Source organism: Candidatus Electrothrix sp. (assembly GCF_052785085.1).
This window is the reverse complement of the sequence record NZ_JALAAI010000040.1, coordinates 12872-28572: the sequence shown is the minus strand read 5'-3', so window position 1 is coordinate 28572 and position 15701 is coordinate 12872. Positions and strand designations below refer to the sequence as shown.

The 15701-nt window shown below is 47.2% G+C and carries 10 protein-coding genes; 2 read left to right on the top strand and 8 right to left on the bottom strand.

Annotated elements, in window-relative coordinates; translation table 11 throughout:
• Positions 1 to 341: 341 nt before the first annotated feature.
• Together L2082_RS08440 and L2082_RS08435 are read right to left on the bottom strand one after the other, a co-directional pair.
• Positions 342 to 3884 carry a hypothetical protein gene (locus L2082_RS08440; protein WP_446010276.1) on the bottom strand — a complete coding sequence of 1181 codons (3543 nt, stop codon included), beginning with the start codon at positions 3882 to 3884 and terminating at the stop codon, positions 342 to 344.
• A gap of 118 nt (positions 3885 to 4002) precedes the next feature.
• Positions 4003 to 4545 carry a GNAT family N-acetyltransferase gene (locus L2082_RS08435; protein WP_446010277.1) on the bottom strand — a complete coding sequence of 181 codons (543 nt, stop codon included), beginning with the start codon at positions 4543 to 4545 and terminating at the stop codon, positions 4003 to 4005.
• Positions 4546 to 4951: 406 nt separating this feature from the next.
• Here L2082_RS08435 and L2082_RS08430 point away from each other — a divergent pair, with 406 nt between their 5' ends.
• Together L2082_RS08430 and L2082_RS08425 are read left to right on the top strand one after the other, a co-directional pair.
• On the top strand, positions 4952 to 6082 hold the full coding sequence (locus L2082_RS08430) for a branched-chain amino acid ABC transporter substrate-binding protein (RefSeq protein WP_446010278.1): 1131 nt from the start codon (positions 4952 to 4954) through the stop codon (positions 6080 to 6082).
• A 5-nt stretch (positions 6083 to 6087) separates the two neighbouring features.
• Positions 6088 to 7764, top strand: a complete 1677-nt coding sequence (locus tag L2082_RS08425; RefSeq protein ID WP_446011616.1) for an NAD+ synthase — start codon at positions 6088 to 6090, stop codon at positions 7762 to 7764.
• Positions 7765 to 7870: 106 nt separating this feature from the next.
• Here L2082_RS08425 and L2082_RS08420 read toward each other — a convergent pair whose 3' ends face one another.
• The 6 genes from L2082_RS08420 to L2082_RS08395 form a co-directional block, all read right to left on the bottom strand.
• Entirely contained in the window at positions 7871 to 8269 is a 399-nt protein-coding gene (locus tag L2082_RS08420) for a hypothetical protein (RefSeq protein WP_446008411.1), read from the bottom strand.
• Positions 8270 to 8444: 175 nt separating this feature from the next.
• Positions 8445 to 9713 (bottom strand): NAD(P)/FAD-dependent oxidoreductase, encoded by a 1269-nt coding sequence (locus tag L2082_RS08415; RefSeq protein WP_446008410.1) that lies wholly within the window; start codon positions 9711 to 9713, stop codon positions 8445 to 8447.
• Complete coding sequence (locus L2082_RS08410; RefSeq protein ID WP_446008409.1) at positions 9710 to 11854, bottom strand: cation:proton antiporter domain-containing protein; 2145 nt, start codon at positions 11852 to 11854, stop codon at positions 9710 to 9712. Before L2082_RS08410 ends, L2082_RS08415 begins: the two co-directional genes overlap by 4 nt.
• 28 nt (positions 11855 to 11882) lie before the next feature.
• A complete protein-coding gene (locus tag L2082_RS08405) occupies positions 11883 to 14072 on the bottom strand; it encodes a CotH kinase family protein (RefSeq protein WP_446008408.1) in 2190 nt (729 codons plus the stop codon).
• 78 nt (positions 14073 to 14150) lie between these two features.
• Positions 14151 to 15020 (bottom strand): tetratricopeptide repeat protein, encoded by an 870-nt coding sequence (locus L2082_RS08400; protein ID WP_446008407.1) that lies wholly within the window; start codon positions 15018 to 15020, stop codon positions 14151 to 14153.
• Positions 15017 to 15235 carry a type II toxin-antitoxin system Phd/YefM family antitoxin gene (locus L2082_RS08395; RefSeq protein WP_446008406.1) on the bottom strand — a complete coding sequence of 73 codons (219 nt, stop codon included), beginning with the start codon at positions 15233 to 15235 and terminating at the stop codon, positions 15017 to 15019. The genes L2082_RS08400 and L2082_RS08395 overlap by 4 nt, the downstream gene beginning before the upstream one ends.
• Positions 15236 to 15701 lie beyond the last annotated feature (466 nt).

The following is a 15701-nucleotide window of genomic DNA, read 5'->3' as shown; positions in this document are numbered from 1 at the left end:
TCCCTTGGTTACCAATGACAAATCGTTTTTTATTACATTAATACCAGAAAAATCTCAAATGTCCATTTTTTTCTGGTGTAAAATTAAAAGATTAACCAGCTAGCAGAAAAAGGCTGTCAGGGGCCTGTTTAATAAGCGATAATGGCAAGCCTGTTGCTTCCCGGATTTTGCGCTGGCCAAGACATACACTGGAGGAAAATTCTTTTTTCTTGAGTCCTGATTGTGACTTGTGTCTTTTTTCATTGATCTCTGATTGTGAATTGATGGGTATCGTTTTTGTGAAAGTGCGAATCAGGAGGGGAAAGATGGGTGATTCGCATTTCTGTTTGTCTTCATTAGCTTCATCCTTCCTTTGGGGAAAGCGAATCAAGAAGCGGTAAGTGTCTCAGGTAGCCCGCTTTGATGCATAAACTTTTCACTCTCTCCACTTGTCTTTCGGTCGCATCCTTTTGGTTACTATCCGTAGATGCCTCTTCCATAAGAACCCTTGCTCTTTCAACTTCTGCATCAATTCGGAAGAGGTGTCGTTCTCCAGCCGTCAGAGAAAGCTCTGAAAGGGCGTCGCTAGCCTTATTAAAATTATTCCCTATTTTGTAGTCACAAAGAATGATCCCAAGACGAGCTTTCATCACATGGTGTCCAGCGGAAATTCCCCTGAATTCTTTTTTTGCTTCTGTAAAGTATTTTCTTGCTTCTTCAAGACAGGTACGGGAAGGGCAGAAGGGCTGGCATGTGGATTCTGCTTTGGCAAGCTCAATATATCCTAGCAAAAGTTTTCCCAGCCATCTGTTTAAAATCCAGTTGGTTTTTTTTGCATTATGAATTAATTGAAAAGCTAACGCGAGGGCTTTTTCAATATTTTCTTTGTTTTGATCTATAAGCACTTTGCCAAATCGGTATTGATAAAGACAGTAAAGTTCTGCCCATAATCTTGGAGGAATGTCGTTATTACCTACAGAAATAGTCTCTTCTGGGGGGAATTTAATATTATCTTCATTGTCAACCCATTCGAGCTGCTCTATAGCCTGATCAGTATTTCCTCTGAGCCAGAGTATTTCTGCGAGTTCAACACGATGAATAAAACGTGCTTTCGGGTCCTCACTTTTGTCAGCCAAACGAACAGCAAGATCTGCATACATAAGAGCATCTGCAAGTGACGCCTGAACCATAGAATACTCAGCACGATTACCAGCTGCATAAGAACTTTCCCGAAAATTATTTTTCTCATCTTCTGATAGGTTATCATTCAGATTCCAGCCAGCTTTTTGCCATTTCAGAAAAGAGCCTCCAGAGGCTTGATGAGCCTCAGTCAACCTGCTGAGTGATCTTAGTCTAAAACCTGCCGCATTAAAAAGAGATGCAATATCTAATGAAGATAACACCTGACCTTTTTCTTTTGCCTGCTTAATGGAGGTCCAAGGCGACTCGAAAAAGTGGCTAAGAGTAGATAAGTCCTCTTCAAACTTGCCCAAAAAACGAGAGAATAGGTATTCCTTATGAACTGACATCCATTCCCAGTAAAGATGCCAAGCGTTACGTAATTCTTTCGCAAGGATAAAATGATAAACGGCTCGTTGCAGAAGCCCCATGTCGGCAAGAGCCTGTTTGCGATCCTGTTTGCGCCAGGTATCTTTTCGTCGCGCCCTTTCCTCCTTAGCATCGTCACTACCAATATCTGCAAAGCCATTTTGGGAAGCTGTTTCAGGATGCAAGTCTGTTAAAATAGATTCTTTCCAGGTCTCACTAAGTTTGCTGAGATAGAAATAAGCCACTTCATGGTGACACCTTGAAGCATCTTCCTCATCTTTATCGAAAATGTAATCACATAGCTTAGATCGTATTAAGGGGTGGCAGTCCCACAGGTTCGGAGCGTCTTCCGTTCCAGAGTCAGAAGGAACAGAACAACTATCATCTTCTATTTCTTTCTTTTTAGCGTCATAAAGTGTGAGAAAACCATCACCTGCTAAGTCTATCAGTGCGGATTCCAATTCTTTGGATTCACTTGATCCTAGAGAGCAACCTCGTAAATTGTCAAGGTAGGTGGCGGCATGTTCAATTTCTTCGAAACTTGCTTCTCGATCAAAAACGCCTACTGCAAGCAACGCTTTGAGTCTGTGCGGGTAGTTGTCTCTGAATGTTTCAATATGAGGAAGAAGCAGGTTGTTTACTCTATTAATTGTATTAGCAAACTCAGTGTCATCAGCTGTTTCGGTTGATCTATGCCGCTTGGGATCAAAATTTTGCGTAACATAGCCCCATCCATAATCGGTATTTGCAATAAGTTGCCCGGCCAATTTAAGTGAAAGAGCGTGGCCTCGTAAGTTGCGTGCGGTCTTTTCAAGATTTTTTCGCAAATCATGATCATTCGCTGGGATTTTATCTTTATGATTTTCCAGTAATGCATCGCGAATAGTTTCGGCTTTTTTTCCTTGTAGCTCAATTTTATCTTCACTTGAGGCTTCGGCTAAAATACGTGTGGCACCTGGTTTGCGCTTGACATAATAATAGAGGACTTTTGCTGCCTCACTTATTTTTTTGTTATAATTCTTCTTTTTGGGAATATTCGTTTTTTCGAATCCAAGCGGTTTGATTCTCTCAGTAAGGATACGCTCTCCAAATTCGGGCGAAATCCCTTCTCCATGTTCGGATGAAGCAAGGGCCATCTCCACTCGTGTTGTAACAACGAGAATACATTGACTGGATTCCGCTTCTACAAAACATTTGAGAAAAGTCCTGAGAAACGCATCCCGAACAATCCACTTGGTTTCTCCGTCGTCAGTCTCACTTAACCGTAGTGCTGCTTCCAGACCATCAAGAATGAGGAGTGTGAGGTCTTTTCGATTTATTAGTATGTCGGCCAGTATATCTGCTTTGTATTCTGAAGGTTCCTTAATAGTTTCATTAAGCTTTCCTCGTGCCTTCTCATCACCAATAAACCACTTGTTGACTGCGTCTTTCCAAATTGGCTCTTCTACGGCAGCTGCTCCTGAGCCTTTTAATGCATTTTTCCCTGTTCCTTGCGAGTAAAGAGAATAACCCAACACAGATTTATGCTTAAATAATTTTAAGTAATTCTCTGATAAAGGTATATGGGGTGTTGGAGACGACAAAGCCATTCGTCTTGAGTGGATCCATCGAGCAACTAATTTCGTTTTTCCTGTTCCTCCCTGAGCAACAAGCTGGATGATTCTGGTGTTATTTTCAATAGCGTTTTTTACGCTTGTGTCCAGGTAGGATAAATAATTTTTGCGTCCCACAAAATCCATGGCTCCCATAATACTTAAGCATGGTGGCAGGCATGGGTCATTGAGCTTAATAGTCGTGACTTTGGAGGGTTTCTTTTTGTCATTAGAGAGGCTTGCAAGACAAGCGGAAAAATTAGTAAGTAATTCTTCTCTATCACAACACGTAGGATGAATATCACCAGCATGATAAAGACGTTTTAAATGTCTCTTACATTGTGATGACCCATTATCTTTTTCTCGCCTTAGGTCAAAACAAAATAATTCAGCTCCGAAGTGAAGAGCTATGTAAGCTTCCCATTCGGTGTATGTTATCTCATCCCAAAAGTCCTCTGACTTTCTAAGCTGATGGCATATTTCCGACTGTCCTTTGTCGAGCCAGTCCCCGGCTCCTCTTCGAAATTCCTCTATTTTATTTTTCCCTACCCCAGTACCGGGATTATCGCCTATGAGATGAATGACAAACTCAGCTTCTTTGATGATATTTTGGAGTTTTTCAAGGGTATAGCTTTGAATGACAAGATTTTCCTGAGCAGTAATTTTATATTCTCTTCTCTTGTCATTGTAGTGATTAGAAATTACTTCACTTTCTTTTTTAAATTCTTCAGAGCAACGTGATAAAAAAATTTCTGTTATTGCCATCGTGATACCCTTTTTATTGTTTTTAACAGAGATTATATAAATGAAACAGACGGGATTGTCCGCAACCACCACAAGATTAACTGCCGGGTACTTTCTATACGTTGCCCATGAAATCCTCCTATTGAGGCACTCTTTTCCAAACCTCACGAGGAATACCATCCGGTGGAGTACGCCGGAATATCTCTTTAAAATCATGCCCCTTGTGAAAATCCACAGACCGCTGATTATACGGCTCAGTTACAATCACCGTGAACAAAGGACAGTCAGCGGTTTGCTGAAAAAGATGCTGATAAAGATGCGTCGCCAACCCTTTCCCCATCAAGAAAGGCTGAATGCATATCTGCTTTATTAACACGAACGGCTCAGGATGTTTGGACTTAATAAGCTGGTTCATCCATTCATCCTCAGCAATCAGATCGCTGGAATAGGCATATAAAAAACCGCAGAGAGTATCACCTTCATACAATACATAGAAATGATCGGCCTTTTCGATATAAGATAAGTATTCTTCTTGTGTAAATTCTGAGACCAGGAATCCAAGTTGCTCAGACTGTTCAGACGGCATTCGTTGAAGACTCAAAGAGCGAGAAAGGTTGAAGATATCCGTGAGATGTTCAGCTGTTGCCTGCTCAATAGTTACGTTCTCTAAATTTAACTGCATAGTTTGGTTTGTTGGGGTAGATCGTTTGTTGTCTCCGCGAAAAGATTCTTCAGGAGAGGAGGGTGTGCGTAGTTTACTTATGCAAGTTAACGAACCATGATCAAAGGAAAAAGTAAACAGGAAAATGCGGTGCTTTATGGGATCGGGATGAAAAAGACTGAATATACGAAGAAACAGAAAAACAGAGCCTAAGCACTGGAGAAAAGGTATCCATGCCCCAACAGGGCAATATTTATATTAGCCCAGTAACACCTTGGGTGCTTCGGATTGAAGATACTTTTCTTTTTTCCTATAATGGATTAAAAAAGATAGCAGGTTGCATGCTGGATTGCAACGTAAGGAACCACTCTCTCAGGAGGATAACTTTCTGGGGCGAAAAAGAAATAAGAGCAAAGAGGAAAATACGATGAATATTGCACAAAAATTCTGTTCCGCGCTTGCGGTAATAGCCCTGAGCACAGGTACATTCTTTATCACCCATGCCCAGGCCGCAGACCCGGTAAAAATAGGCGTGGCCGGTGCCCACAGCGGTGATCTGGCCTCCTATGGTCTGCCCACAGCCCGGGCTGCAGAACTGGTTGTGGAGAATCTCAATGCAGAAGGCGGGTTGAACGGAGCCCCGGTGGAGCTGCTGGTGGAAGACGATGCTTGTAAACCGGAGATCGCCACCAATACGGCAACAAAACTGGTTTCTGCCGGAGTGCATGCCGTGATCGGTCATATCTGTTCCAGTGCCACCAAGGCTGCCCTGCCTATTTATCATGAGGCTGATATCATTCTCATGTCCCCATCAGCCACGGACAGCGAGCTGACCAAGAGCGGCAACTATCCTACTTTTTACAGAACCATTGCTCCCAATGATGCCCAGGCATCTTCTATTGTTAACTTCACTGTTGGTGAATTAAAGGCACAAAAGATTGCCATTATACATGATAAAGGAGATTACGGTAAAGGGCTTGCTGAAGATGCCCGGCGCATTATTGAGCAGGATGCCAAGGCCCAGATTGTCCTGTTTGAAGGGGTAACGCCAGGCGCAGTTGATTACTCTGCTGTGGTGCAGAAAATTAAACGAACCCGTGCAGATGCAGTGATTTTTGGCGGCTATCATCCAGAAGCCTCCAAGATTGTCACCCAGATGCGCAAGAAGCGGATGAAAACCCAGTTTATCTCTGATGACGGGGTGAAAGATGAGACCTTTATCAAGGTGGCTGGTAAGTACGCAGAAGGGGTGTATGCGACAGGGCCAGCTGATGTCTCTGCCAACCCTATTACCCGCCAATACCGTGAAGCCTATGCAAAAAAATATGGAGGAGAACCAGGGCCATTTTTTGATAATGCCGTTGCTGCTGCCCTGGCCCTGACCAATTCCATCCGGGTGGCCGGTTCCACAGAAACGGAAAAGATTGCCAAGACTCTGCAAGTCCAGGCCACAGCTACCCCTTTTGGCGATATTATGTTTGATAAAAACGGAGATGCCACTGGTGTGGGCTATTCCCTCTATGTTGTAAAAAAGGGCGAGTTTGTTCAGGTTGATTAGCAGCAATGAAAATAGCACTTGCACAGATAAATACTCTTATTGGCCAATTTGATGCTCATAAAGAGCGGATCATTGAACAGGTCAGGCAGGCGGAACAGGCAGGCTGCGACCTGATTATCTTTCCGGAACTGGTCCTTTGTGGCTATCCGCCCCAGGATCTGCTGGAACGACCATCATTTCTCCAGGCCCATGATAAGGTTCTGAACGAGCTTGTCCGTTCTGTGGGTGAAATCGGGGTGATTCTTGGTGTGCCGGAAAAGCGACAGGGACAGTATAAGGGCAAGCACCTTTACAATTCTGCGTTGTTGATCCATCAGGGAAGGGTGGTCCATCGGGTGCGTAAGCAATTGCTGCCCACCTATGATGTTTTTGATGAAAGCCGCTATTTTGAACCAGGGCCTCCCTCCTTGCCCTTTTCCTTTCAAGGGCTGCGCATGGGCCTGACCATCTGCGAGGATATCTGGCCCAGCAAATATCCCCATGATCCTGTGGCCTCCTTATTGCAGGATCATGAGAGGCTTGATTGCCTGATCAATATCTCAGCTTCGCCCTATCATCACGGAAAGCTTGCTGAGCGCAGTCAGTTGCTCTCTGCCCTTTGTCGGCAGCATGATCTGCCTTTGATCTATGTGAATCAGGTCGGGGGCCAGGATTCCCTGATTTTTGATGGTCACTCTTTGGCCCTGGATCGCCAGGGAGAGCTTTTTGCTGCGGCTGCTGGTTTTCAGGAAGATATGCTGATCATTGATGTGGATGCCTTAACTGATCGAACAGAGCGAACAAGGCGAGCAGAACAAGAGAAACAGGAAGATCAGAGGAACAAAAAGGGCCTGCCCCAGGACTCCATTGCTCAGGTGGAGCAGGCCCTGGTCCTGGGCTTGCGGGATTATCTCCATAAGACCGGCTTTCACAAGGCTGTTATCGGATTATCCGGTGGGGTTGACTCGGCAGTGACCGCTGTCCTGGCTACCTTGGCCCTTGGCCCGGAAAATGTTCTCTGCGTGGCCCTGCCTTCTCCCTATACGGCCCGGATGAGCATTGATGATGCTGGTGCGTTAGCAGAGAATCTGGGCTGTGGCTTTGAACTCCTGCCCATTGCTCCGGCCATGGAGGTCTATGGTGCCATATTGGAACACCTCTTTGCTGGCAGGGAAGAGGACGTGACTGAGCAGAACCTCCAGGCCCGAATCAGAGGGAATCTGCTCATGGCCCTTTCTAATAAGTTTGGCAGCCTGCTGCTGACCACGGGCAATAAATCTGAAATGGCGGTGGGCTATTGCACCCTGTACGGTGATATGAGTGGTGGTTTGGCTGTGCTGGCTGATGTGCCCAAGGTTATGGTCTATGAGCTGGCCCGATGGATGAACAGGGCAGGGGAGATGATTCCAGAGCGGATTATTACCCGGCCACCTTCTGCAGAACTGAAGCCAGATCAGGCAGATCAGGATGACCTGCCAGGCTATGAGGTACTGGATCCCATCCTGTCTGCCTATTTGGAAGAACACCTGAGTATTGAGGAGATCGTGGCCCGTGGTTTTGCCCAGAGTACAGTGGAAGATATTATCCGTCGCATCCGTATCAATGAACATAAACGCAAGCAGGCTCCGCTGGGTCTCAAGGTGACCAGTAAGGCCTTTGGTTATGGCAGGCGATATCCCATTGTGCATGGGTTTGCAGGGTGATTCATATAAGCTGCAAGCTACCAGTTAAAAAGCCGGGAGACTGCAATATTGACTTAAGCTGGTAGCTCAATTGCCTACAAACTTGATATCTTGACGTTCCTGGTTTTTATTGAGAGCAGAGATCTGATCTTATCTTCTCTTGCACCGTATCAAGCATTTGCATTTGGATTGTCGGTACGCTTGCAAAGTCGTTTATCATGCGTGAGGAAAGGCATGGATTTATATTTATATTCTTCATGGTGTAAGAAATATATTCAGTAAAAATTTTTGCGTCTCTTTCCTGGCAACTTGCTCCACTCTCATGCCACGCTTTTAACAGGCTCTTGCTTGTTTCTGATTTATTGAGATTCTCAATTGCCGTCTCCAGGCATTTTTGCTCGTCTGCTGTCATTTCAGTGGCCTGGACATTTACGCTGTTCATGAGCAAGTACAACAACACAAGTACAATGGATACGATAGAGAATTTGTTTGTTGTTTTTTTGGTTGCAGGTAACATGTTGTTCATTTGTTTTTTTCTCCTTTTAAGAATTCAAAGCATTCCCGAGTTCTTTCCTGGTCAATAGTGTACATATGTCTGGCTGATTGTGCCCTTATTTTTTTTGTCACTGTTAAAAAAAATGCATTTCTGAATACGCTCTATTTTCTGATTCCCAAGCAGAACTTGGGCACGAGTAAAAAAATCAGCAATACTCCGCCGCCGAACGCCCTGCCAACCAGCCTGTAGAAAAGGCAGCCTGGAGATTATAGCCGCCAGTATCGGCCTGGAGATCAAGGACTTCGCCAGCCAGATAGAGACCGGGACAGCATTTGGAGGCCATGGTGCGGGGATCAACCTCTTTCAACGACACCCCGCCGCAGGTGATAATAGCTTCTTTAAAACCGCAATAGCCAGTCACAATAAAGGGGATATTTTTCAGCCAGAAGCGGAGGCGTTTGCGTTCAGCTGTCCGTATTTCGCCAGCAGGGGTATCTGGAGAAAGGCCAGTCTCATCCAGGCAGACCTGAACCAGTTTTTCCGGCATCAGGCCCCGCAGGACAGAGTGCATGGGTTCCTTATGGCGGGTGCGGAAATCACGCTGCAAACGGGCATCCAGTTTTTGTTCATCAAGGGCTGGCTTGAGATCCAATACCAGCTGCACCTGTTGATCTGCCCGCAGGGCGTCAACGATCTCGTTGCTCAGGGTGAGGATGACCGGGCCAGAAAGACCGTATTTCATGAACAGGAGTTCACCGAATGCGTTGCGTTTTTTCGGACGGTTCCGCCTATTCATGCCGTCCGCAGGATCGCTGATCAAGAGCCGAACCCCGACATTACGCAGATGCAGCCCGCTGAGGCGTTGAGCAAGATCACCTTGGGTGACAACAGGCACCAAGCCGGGTCGGATGGGCATAATGCTGTGGCCCACGGATTCAGCTAACCTGTACCCATCCCCGCTTGAGCCGGTTGCCGGGTATGAAGCCCCGCCAGTAGCGAGAATAACCGACTTGCCGTAGACCGGATTGCCGTTGCAAACCACACCTTCAACTTTCCCGTTTCTGACTAAGAGCTTCTCTACAGCCGAATCAGGGCGAAGGGAAACAGATAAACCCTCCAACCAGTGCCGGAGCGTTTTGACCACATCCGGGGCATTACCTTGTGCCGGAAAAACTCGCCCACCCCGTTCGGTGACCAGATCCAATCCTTGCTCCTCAAAGAATCGGATCAGATCGTTATTAAAAAAATCCTGAAAAACCTGACGGAGAAAACGTCCGTTTCTGCCAAAATGACTGATGAACTCTGAGAGGTCTGCGTTGTTGGTGAGGTTGCAACGTCCCTTGCCTGAGATAGCAATCTTGCGTCCGGGTTGCTTCATCTTTTCCAGCACAACCACTTCAGCCCCGCATAACGCGACCTGCCCGGCGGCCATCATGCCTGCGGCTCCTCCTCCGATAACAAGGACTCGATTCATACGGTATCCTGAGCAGATGTTTCTGCTTTGCCGGGATAAACAACAAAGACCGGATTCTTGCAGTTCTCCACCACCACATTAGCCAATGAACCTAAAACCCTGCGTTGCATGCCCTTGAATTCAGAGGCGGTCATGATGATCAGGTCATGGCGGCGGGCCTCTCTGAGGATGGATTCCAGCCGGGATTCCGAGGCTTCGGCAAGACAGCGTATGGAGTCGGCATCATAGACCGTTGAACCAGCCCAGCTCTCCAGTTCTTTTTCTCTGGCCCGTCTCTCGTCCCGTGTGCTGTCCGCAAAGAGGAGCTGTTGAAAGGTCAGTTTAGGATGACAGGAGGTGATCATGGCCTCGATAATCGGCAGCAGGACATCCAGTTCCTGGGGGTGGATAAAGGGGATCAGGATGCGTTCCCAGCTCATTGTCCCGACAAAGCGCACCGCGATTACCGGACAATGAACCTCAGAAGATACTGGATCAAGGATTTTCTGGAATTTCAATGGGTCTCTGCTGATGGGATAGCCAAGAACCAGGGCCTTGGCCTTATGTGCTTCAGTTGCTGCAATAAGTGCTGAGGCCCGTTTATCGTACAGCAATTCCGTGCGCAGGGGATAGCCCAGTTGCGAGGCTTCATCGCTTTCCGGCAAAAAAAGATCCCGACGTTCTTCTGGACTCAGCTCTTTTTCCTCTTCTTTTTTAAGCACCCGCACAGCCAAGGGAAGGGCATCAAAATGATGGGCCAGAATGGTCGCTACTCTGGTCAGGGCCCGGGCTGTGGCAAAATGACAGGTTCCTACTACAATCACGCCAACAGGCACAGTTGGCGGCTGCATTTCGCCCAGTGCCCAGGGTTCCAAGGCAGGGCTGTCCTTATGAGGATCATCTGCGGTAAAAAGGCGGGTTATAAAGGAGGCAGGCTGTTTTTTCTGCTCTTCTGAGCTGATTTCTCCAGACTTTTCCACAGTAATACGGACCAGCAAAGGGCCACAGAGTTCGGAAAGCACAACTCCGGCCAGGACCACCGGGGTGATGGTGCTGGCCCAGTCAGCGAGCTTGGGATCTGTGCTGATCATAAAGACAAAGCCAATAGCCACCCCAGCCTGGGGGATAAGGGCAAAACCGAGATAATTGCGAATATGTTGACTGGCCCCAGAGAGATACGCACCTACCCAGGTGCCGCAGTATTTGCCTATGATTCGGGCAAAAAAATAGGCTATGCCCACCCATCCAGCCAGTTTCAGGGCAGAGAGATCCAGATGGACCCCGGCCAAGGTAAAGAAGAGGACATAAACAGGTGGCTCAAACCCGTTGATAATACGAAAAAGACGAACATCCCGTTCTGACCGGTTGATCATGACAAAACCGGCCATCATCCCGGCCAGCAGCGAGGAGAGATGGAGCTGGCGGGTTAGCTCACCGCAGAGGAGGAGCAGGGCCAGGCCGGCAGTAAGCATTTCTCCGTTATTATGGAGCTTGTCCAGCACCTTGTTAATGATAAGGCCAGTTGTAATCCCGATGAGCAGGGAGCCGCTGATTTCATACAAACAGATAAGCAGGGAGGCAAGGGAAAGACCGTCTGTGCCAGTCAGGCTATGGGCTGTGGAGACTGTTATGCCAAATGTCATTATGGCGATGGCATCAGTCACTGCAACCACAGCCATCAGGGTGGAGGTCATGGGGCCTCGGGTGCCAAGCTCGCGCACTATGTGCAGAGTCGTGGCAGGTGCCGTGGCAACAGAAATAGCCCCTAAAAGCAGAGAGAGAATAAGCTGGTGTCGGGTTATTATTTGTACGTCAGAAACCAACCAAATAATTTGCAGAGTGATGAGTGTAACCAGAGTAAACCCTATCAACGCCTGCATGAGAGCTATATACGCTACATTCTTCCTCATCCCGTCAAGACGGCGAAGCTCCACATGCTCGCCAATGCCAAAGGCGATCAGCATCAGGGCGATGTTGGTAAAATGATCCAGCCGGTTCCCCAACAGGTCAACAGTGATAATGCCGAATCCGGATTCGCCTAAAAGCAGACCAGCCAGAATAAAGCCGGTCACTGAAGGGAGGCGAAGGGCTTGAGCAAGTTTGGCAATGGCAAGCCCGGTTCCGAGCAGAACGGCTATGCCGAAGGTGGCGTCGTGTATCATGGTAAAGAAAAAATATCAGTCCGAGAGATTATTCTTCGACCCGCTCAACCCGATAATGGCGGGTCTCGTCATTAAAGGTAATGTTGTAGGTACCCAGTCCGTTGACAACGATATCGCTTACCGCACGGCCATTATTATCTGATCGTGTTATCGCAGTACCCTCACATACCGATTTATCTCGGCATCTTTGGTCGGTGTCACCGAAGTTGAAGATCCAGTCTCCATTGACATCGAACTTGAACCGGTTCGGGGGATTGTCTGTTTCCTTAAAAATAACTTTGGTCTGCCACAGGTTGTCATCGACTAATTGCATCGCCGTGAGTCCCCAATTATTCGGGGTGCCACGGAAGAAAACCTGCTTGAAGTTGGATTTGTTGCACTTTGGATCGCAGGCCTGCGCTTCCCTCCTGACGGTGAGGTACGGCTTGGTGCGGTTCAAGGTATCCAGCAGAAAAGAGTAGGTGCCGTGCTCAGTTATCCTCAGCGTCATATTCTGCACACCTGGTACGCTGTCCTGCTGTGCCAGTCCGTACGGGATATCCAGGGTGATTGATGCATGCCCCGGATATGCGCCGAAATCTGTTGCTGCTGACCAGTCGGCATCAGCGACCTTGAAACGGTACTCACCTGCGTCCAGATCCACCGTAATTGCATAGAAATGCTTTTCATCCGCAGGTTGCAAGCGAAAAACTTCCTTTACCCCCCAGCCGTCGAGTCCGCGAACATACAGACGCGAGCCGTCCAGAGGTGAATCGGCCTGAAGGTACTCACGAATAGAGCGTTGCTTTACGCGAAAAAAATTATTCTTTTCGCTGCTGTCAGTCAGTCGATACCAAGGCGTTGTGCTCCACCATGCCGGTTCATCAGCAATCCAGCCGAACTGACCCGTCGGATTACTGACATGGTCATTGATTAATTGATAATAACCGGTAATGATGTCGTGGTTCTTTGCAGCGTCAAGAAGGCCATCATTGGCAAGAGAGAGCAGGTATCCCTTGAACTCGTTCAACAAGCCGGGAAAACCCAACAACTTTCCGATCAACGGTACGTTTTCATTGCCCAGCTTGGTGAACTCCCGCCAATTGCCGCGTCCACCGTCATCAAGCAATGCAGGAGGTGTTGTCCCCAGGGAGCTGTCATAGTCCATGGGAATAAAGTAGAAAAAACCGTCCTCGTCAAAGTAAAAATTGAAGTTATTGGTATTGGCCCAGTAGCCGTCGGTCTGCCCCAAGGCCACATCAGCAGCCATAGCCTTCAAAAACAGGCGGACATCCATATGCCTGTGGAGCCATTTCAGAAATTCCCGGCCACTGAGCCTGTCAAAGCTGTCTATAAAAGCAATGAGTTGTTGCTTTGCCTCGTCTGCATCATGCTTTTTATAACGCTTCAAGCTATAAGCAGGCTGATACGACTTGTCGTCGTTTGTGGGATCAATATACTCTTCTCCGGCCTTTGCAGGGTCTCTGAAGGGTAAGAAGTCCGGACGGCCCCATTTCTCAGTTTGCGGACTCATGCCTCCTTTCCAGAGGTCGCCATCGTTATTTTTCTTGGTAAACCGCTTGGTAAGGTATGATTTTGAAATATTCTCCACCATACGGTAGATACCCAGATAGCGTGTGATGACCTCCCCGTTCCCTTGCTCAATTTCCATCTCCACCCTGGCAAAGGAAGAATGCGGTGTTGTCCAGACACCAAAACGTTGCAGGAAATCCAAAGCAAACACGCCGCGAATCATGGTCGGATCATCACCAGCAGCCTTGAACTTGATCCCTTTTATACTGTGAAACTCGTGCTTATCGTCATCAACGAATTCGTTGAAATCGAGCTTGAAGTTGAACGGACGGATATCGTGGATGTCTTGCCCTTGCGGTCGCCTGCGATTTGTGTTGCCGCTGACGCGAATGCCGATATCGTTGATAACCTGGGGTGGCTCACTTCCTTTCTTCCAGGAAAAATTCGCTCGCACATACTCTTCGTTACGGTAATTCTTGTCGTATAAATCAACCAGCCGCTTCCATTCGCATTTGGAAAATCTGATCAACACCTGCGGTAACGCAGTGAGGTCAAAGACGTACTTCAGATCTGCGTTGGATCGAACATCGTTGCCATCGGCCAAGTCGGGCAAGGCCGATACCGTCTGGCTGAAGAAGAGAATCAATGCGACATAGGTTAATGTGAAACTGAGAAATCGGATAATGCAGCGTGATTTTGTGTTCATGATTGAATGTGAAGGCTTGAGTGAATGAGACGATCAGAGAACGGTAGTTGAAGAGCGAACAAGTCACGCAGGTCTGTTTTACAGCACTCCCTTCATTAAACCATCAACAACCTCGTCAACTGGAGCCGTAAACACTCCAGCTTCCCCGGCATTATACGATTCAAGCCATATACCGTAGCCCTCACCAAACCTATCCTCCTCCAGCCCCCATTGCTGTTTTTCGTCGGTAAGCTCTGCAACACAGCTTGATAATGCTGTTGGTTCATAGGGTAAATGAGAAACAAAAATGATACTGCCATCAGCAGAGGGGGATACATGAGCAAGGGAGATGTGAACAACAGGCTGGCTCTCCTGGTAAAGATCGACAAGCCTAATCCAGATCCGTGATGATTCATCGGCAGATCTGGTTTTATTACGCCAAACCTGCCCTTCAGCGAATGGTGGGACAAGCATGGGTAAATGCTTAGGTTGTCCCAGATGACTCCAATCCACAAACGGAGATTTACCTGGCCAATGACACTTCAGGTGAGTAATGGCCATATAAGCCATTCGATTGTTCTCGGTTTCTTGATAGCATTTAACAAGATAAACAAAAGCCAGTGGACTTGAAGGGTCAGCAACGACAGATTGTTCAAAGTATGGAATAGCCTCTTCAAATTCCAATCTTTCTACAAGTCCTATACCGTAATTATCAAGGGCCTCAATATGGGTAGGCAACAGCTCAAAAGCTTTACGATAGAAATTTTGTGCGACTTCTTCATTGCCTGCTCTGCTGGTGGACAAACCATAAATATAGTTTGCTTGCGCTTTATCAATGAGTTCAGAAAGTTCTTCCTGGGAAAGGGTTTGCAGTCTTTGGCGATCAAGCTTCACCCTACCTTCTAGCTCAGTAAGAATCGCATTTGCTTCATCAATCTCTTTCTTTTCACAGTTATCAAAGAGGCTCATATTTTAGCTTTTGCTCCGCTCAAGATGATACCCAAATCCTGGTCCTCAATCATTTCCAGTAAGGCTTCATAGGTTTCCGCCGGAACCAAGTACGCTGTGGGCTTGTTATGGTTCAGAATCGTTATCGGGCTTCCTTCGGCTTCTTGCAGCAATGCACTGGGGTTTCTTTTTAATTCAGAAATGCTTGCAGAAAATCTCGCTAAAATAGGATCCATAATGCTCTCTCTAAGTTATTTTTAGACCTTTATATAGAACCTATTATAGGTCACAGGAAAACGCTTTTTCAAGTTTCATTGCCGCGAATTTTCTTTATTCTTTTGGGGCCGGTCCGGGAGCAGTTCAGGCGATCTTCGCTGAAATGGCACGGGGCGGGCATGATGTTCTCCTGCATTGAGTTGAGGGAAGGATTTCCCGGAAAATAAGTCGTTGCAGGGGGAGAAAACGGCGGTGTAGTGCTACAGAACCGTTTTCTCCCACTGCAGAATGGTTTTCTCCCGCTACAGAATGACTTTTTCCTGCTCCAGGATGAGTTCTGCCTGCTCCGAGGTCTCTTTCTCCTGCTTCAGTGTGATTTCTGCCGCTTCGGGAAGGGTTTCTCCTGTTGCAGCGAGGGATTTTCCTCTTGCAGAACGAATTATTTCAGTGCGGTTGCATGAGTCCGCTTTCGTTTCACTCAGGTAG

Coding starts and splice junctions, on each gene's coding strand:
- L2082_RS08420 (WP_446008411.1), bottom strand. CDS start 8,269: ATGAACAACATGTTACCTGCAACCAAAAAAACAACAAACAAATTCTCT.
- L2082_RS08440 (WP_446010276.1), bottom strand. CDS start 3,884: ATGGCAATAACAGAAATTTTTTTATCACGTTGCTCTGAAGAATTTAAA.
- L2082_RS08405 (WP_446008408.1), bottom strand. CDS start 14,072: ATGAACACAAAATCACGCTGCATTATCCGATTTCTCAGTTTCACATTA.
- L2082_RS08435 (WP_446010277.1), bottom strand. CDS start 4,545: ATGCAGTTAAATTTAGAGAACGTAACTATTGAGCAGGCAACAGCTGAA.
- L2082_RS08410 (WP_446008409.1), bottom strand. CDS start 11,854: ATGATACACGACGCCACCTTCGGCATAGCCGTTCTGCTCGGAACCGGG.
- L2082_RS08430 (WP_446010278.1), top strand. CDS start 4,952: ATGAATATTGCACAAAAATTCTGTTCCGCGCTTGCGGTAATAGCCCTG.
- L2082_RS08415 (WP_446008410.1), bottom strand. CDS start 9,713: ATGAATCGAGTCCTTGTTATCGGAGGAGGAGCCGCAGGCATGATGGCC.
- L2082_RS08395 (WP_446008406.1), bottom strand. CDS start 15,235: ATGGATCCTATTTTAGCGAGATTTTCTGCAAGCATTTCTGAATTAAAA.
- L2082_RS08425 (WP_446011616.1), top strand. CDS start 6,088: ATGAAAATAGCACTTGCACAGATAAATACTCTTATTGGCCAATTTGAT.
- L2082_RS08400 (WP_446008407.1), bottom strand. CDS start 15,020: ATGAGCCTCTTTGATAACTGTGAAAAGAAAGAGATTGATGAAGCAAAT.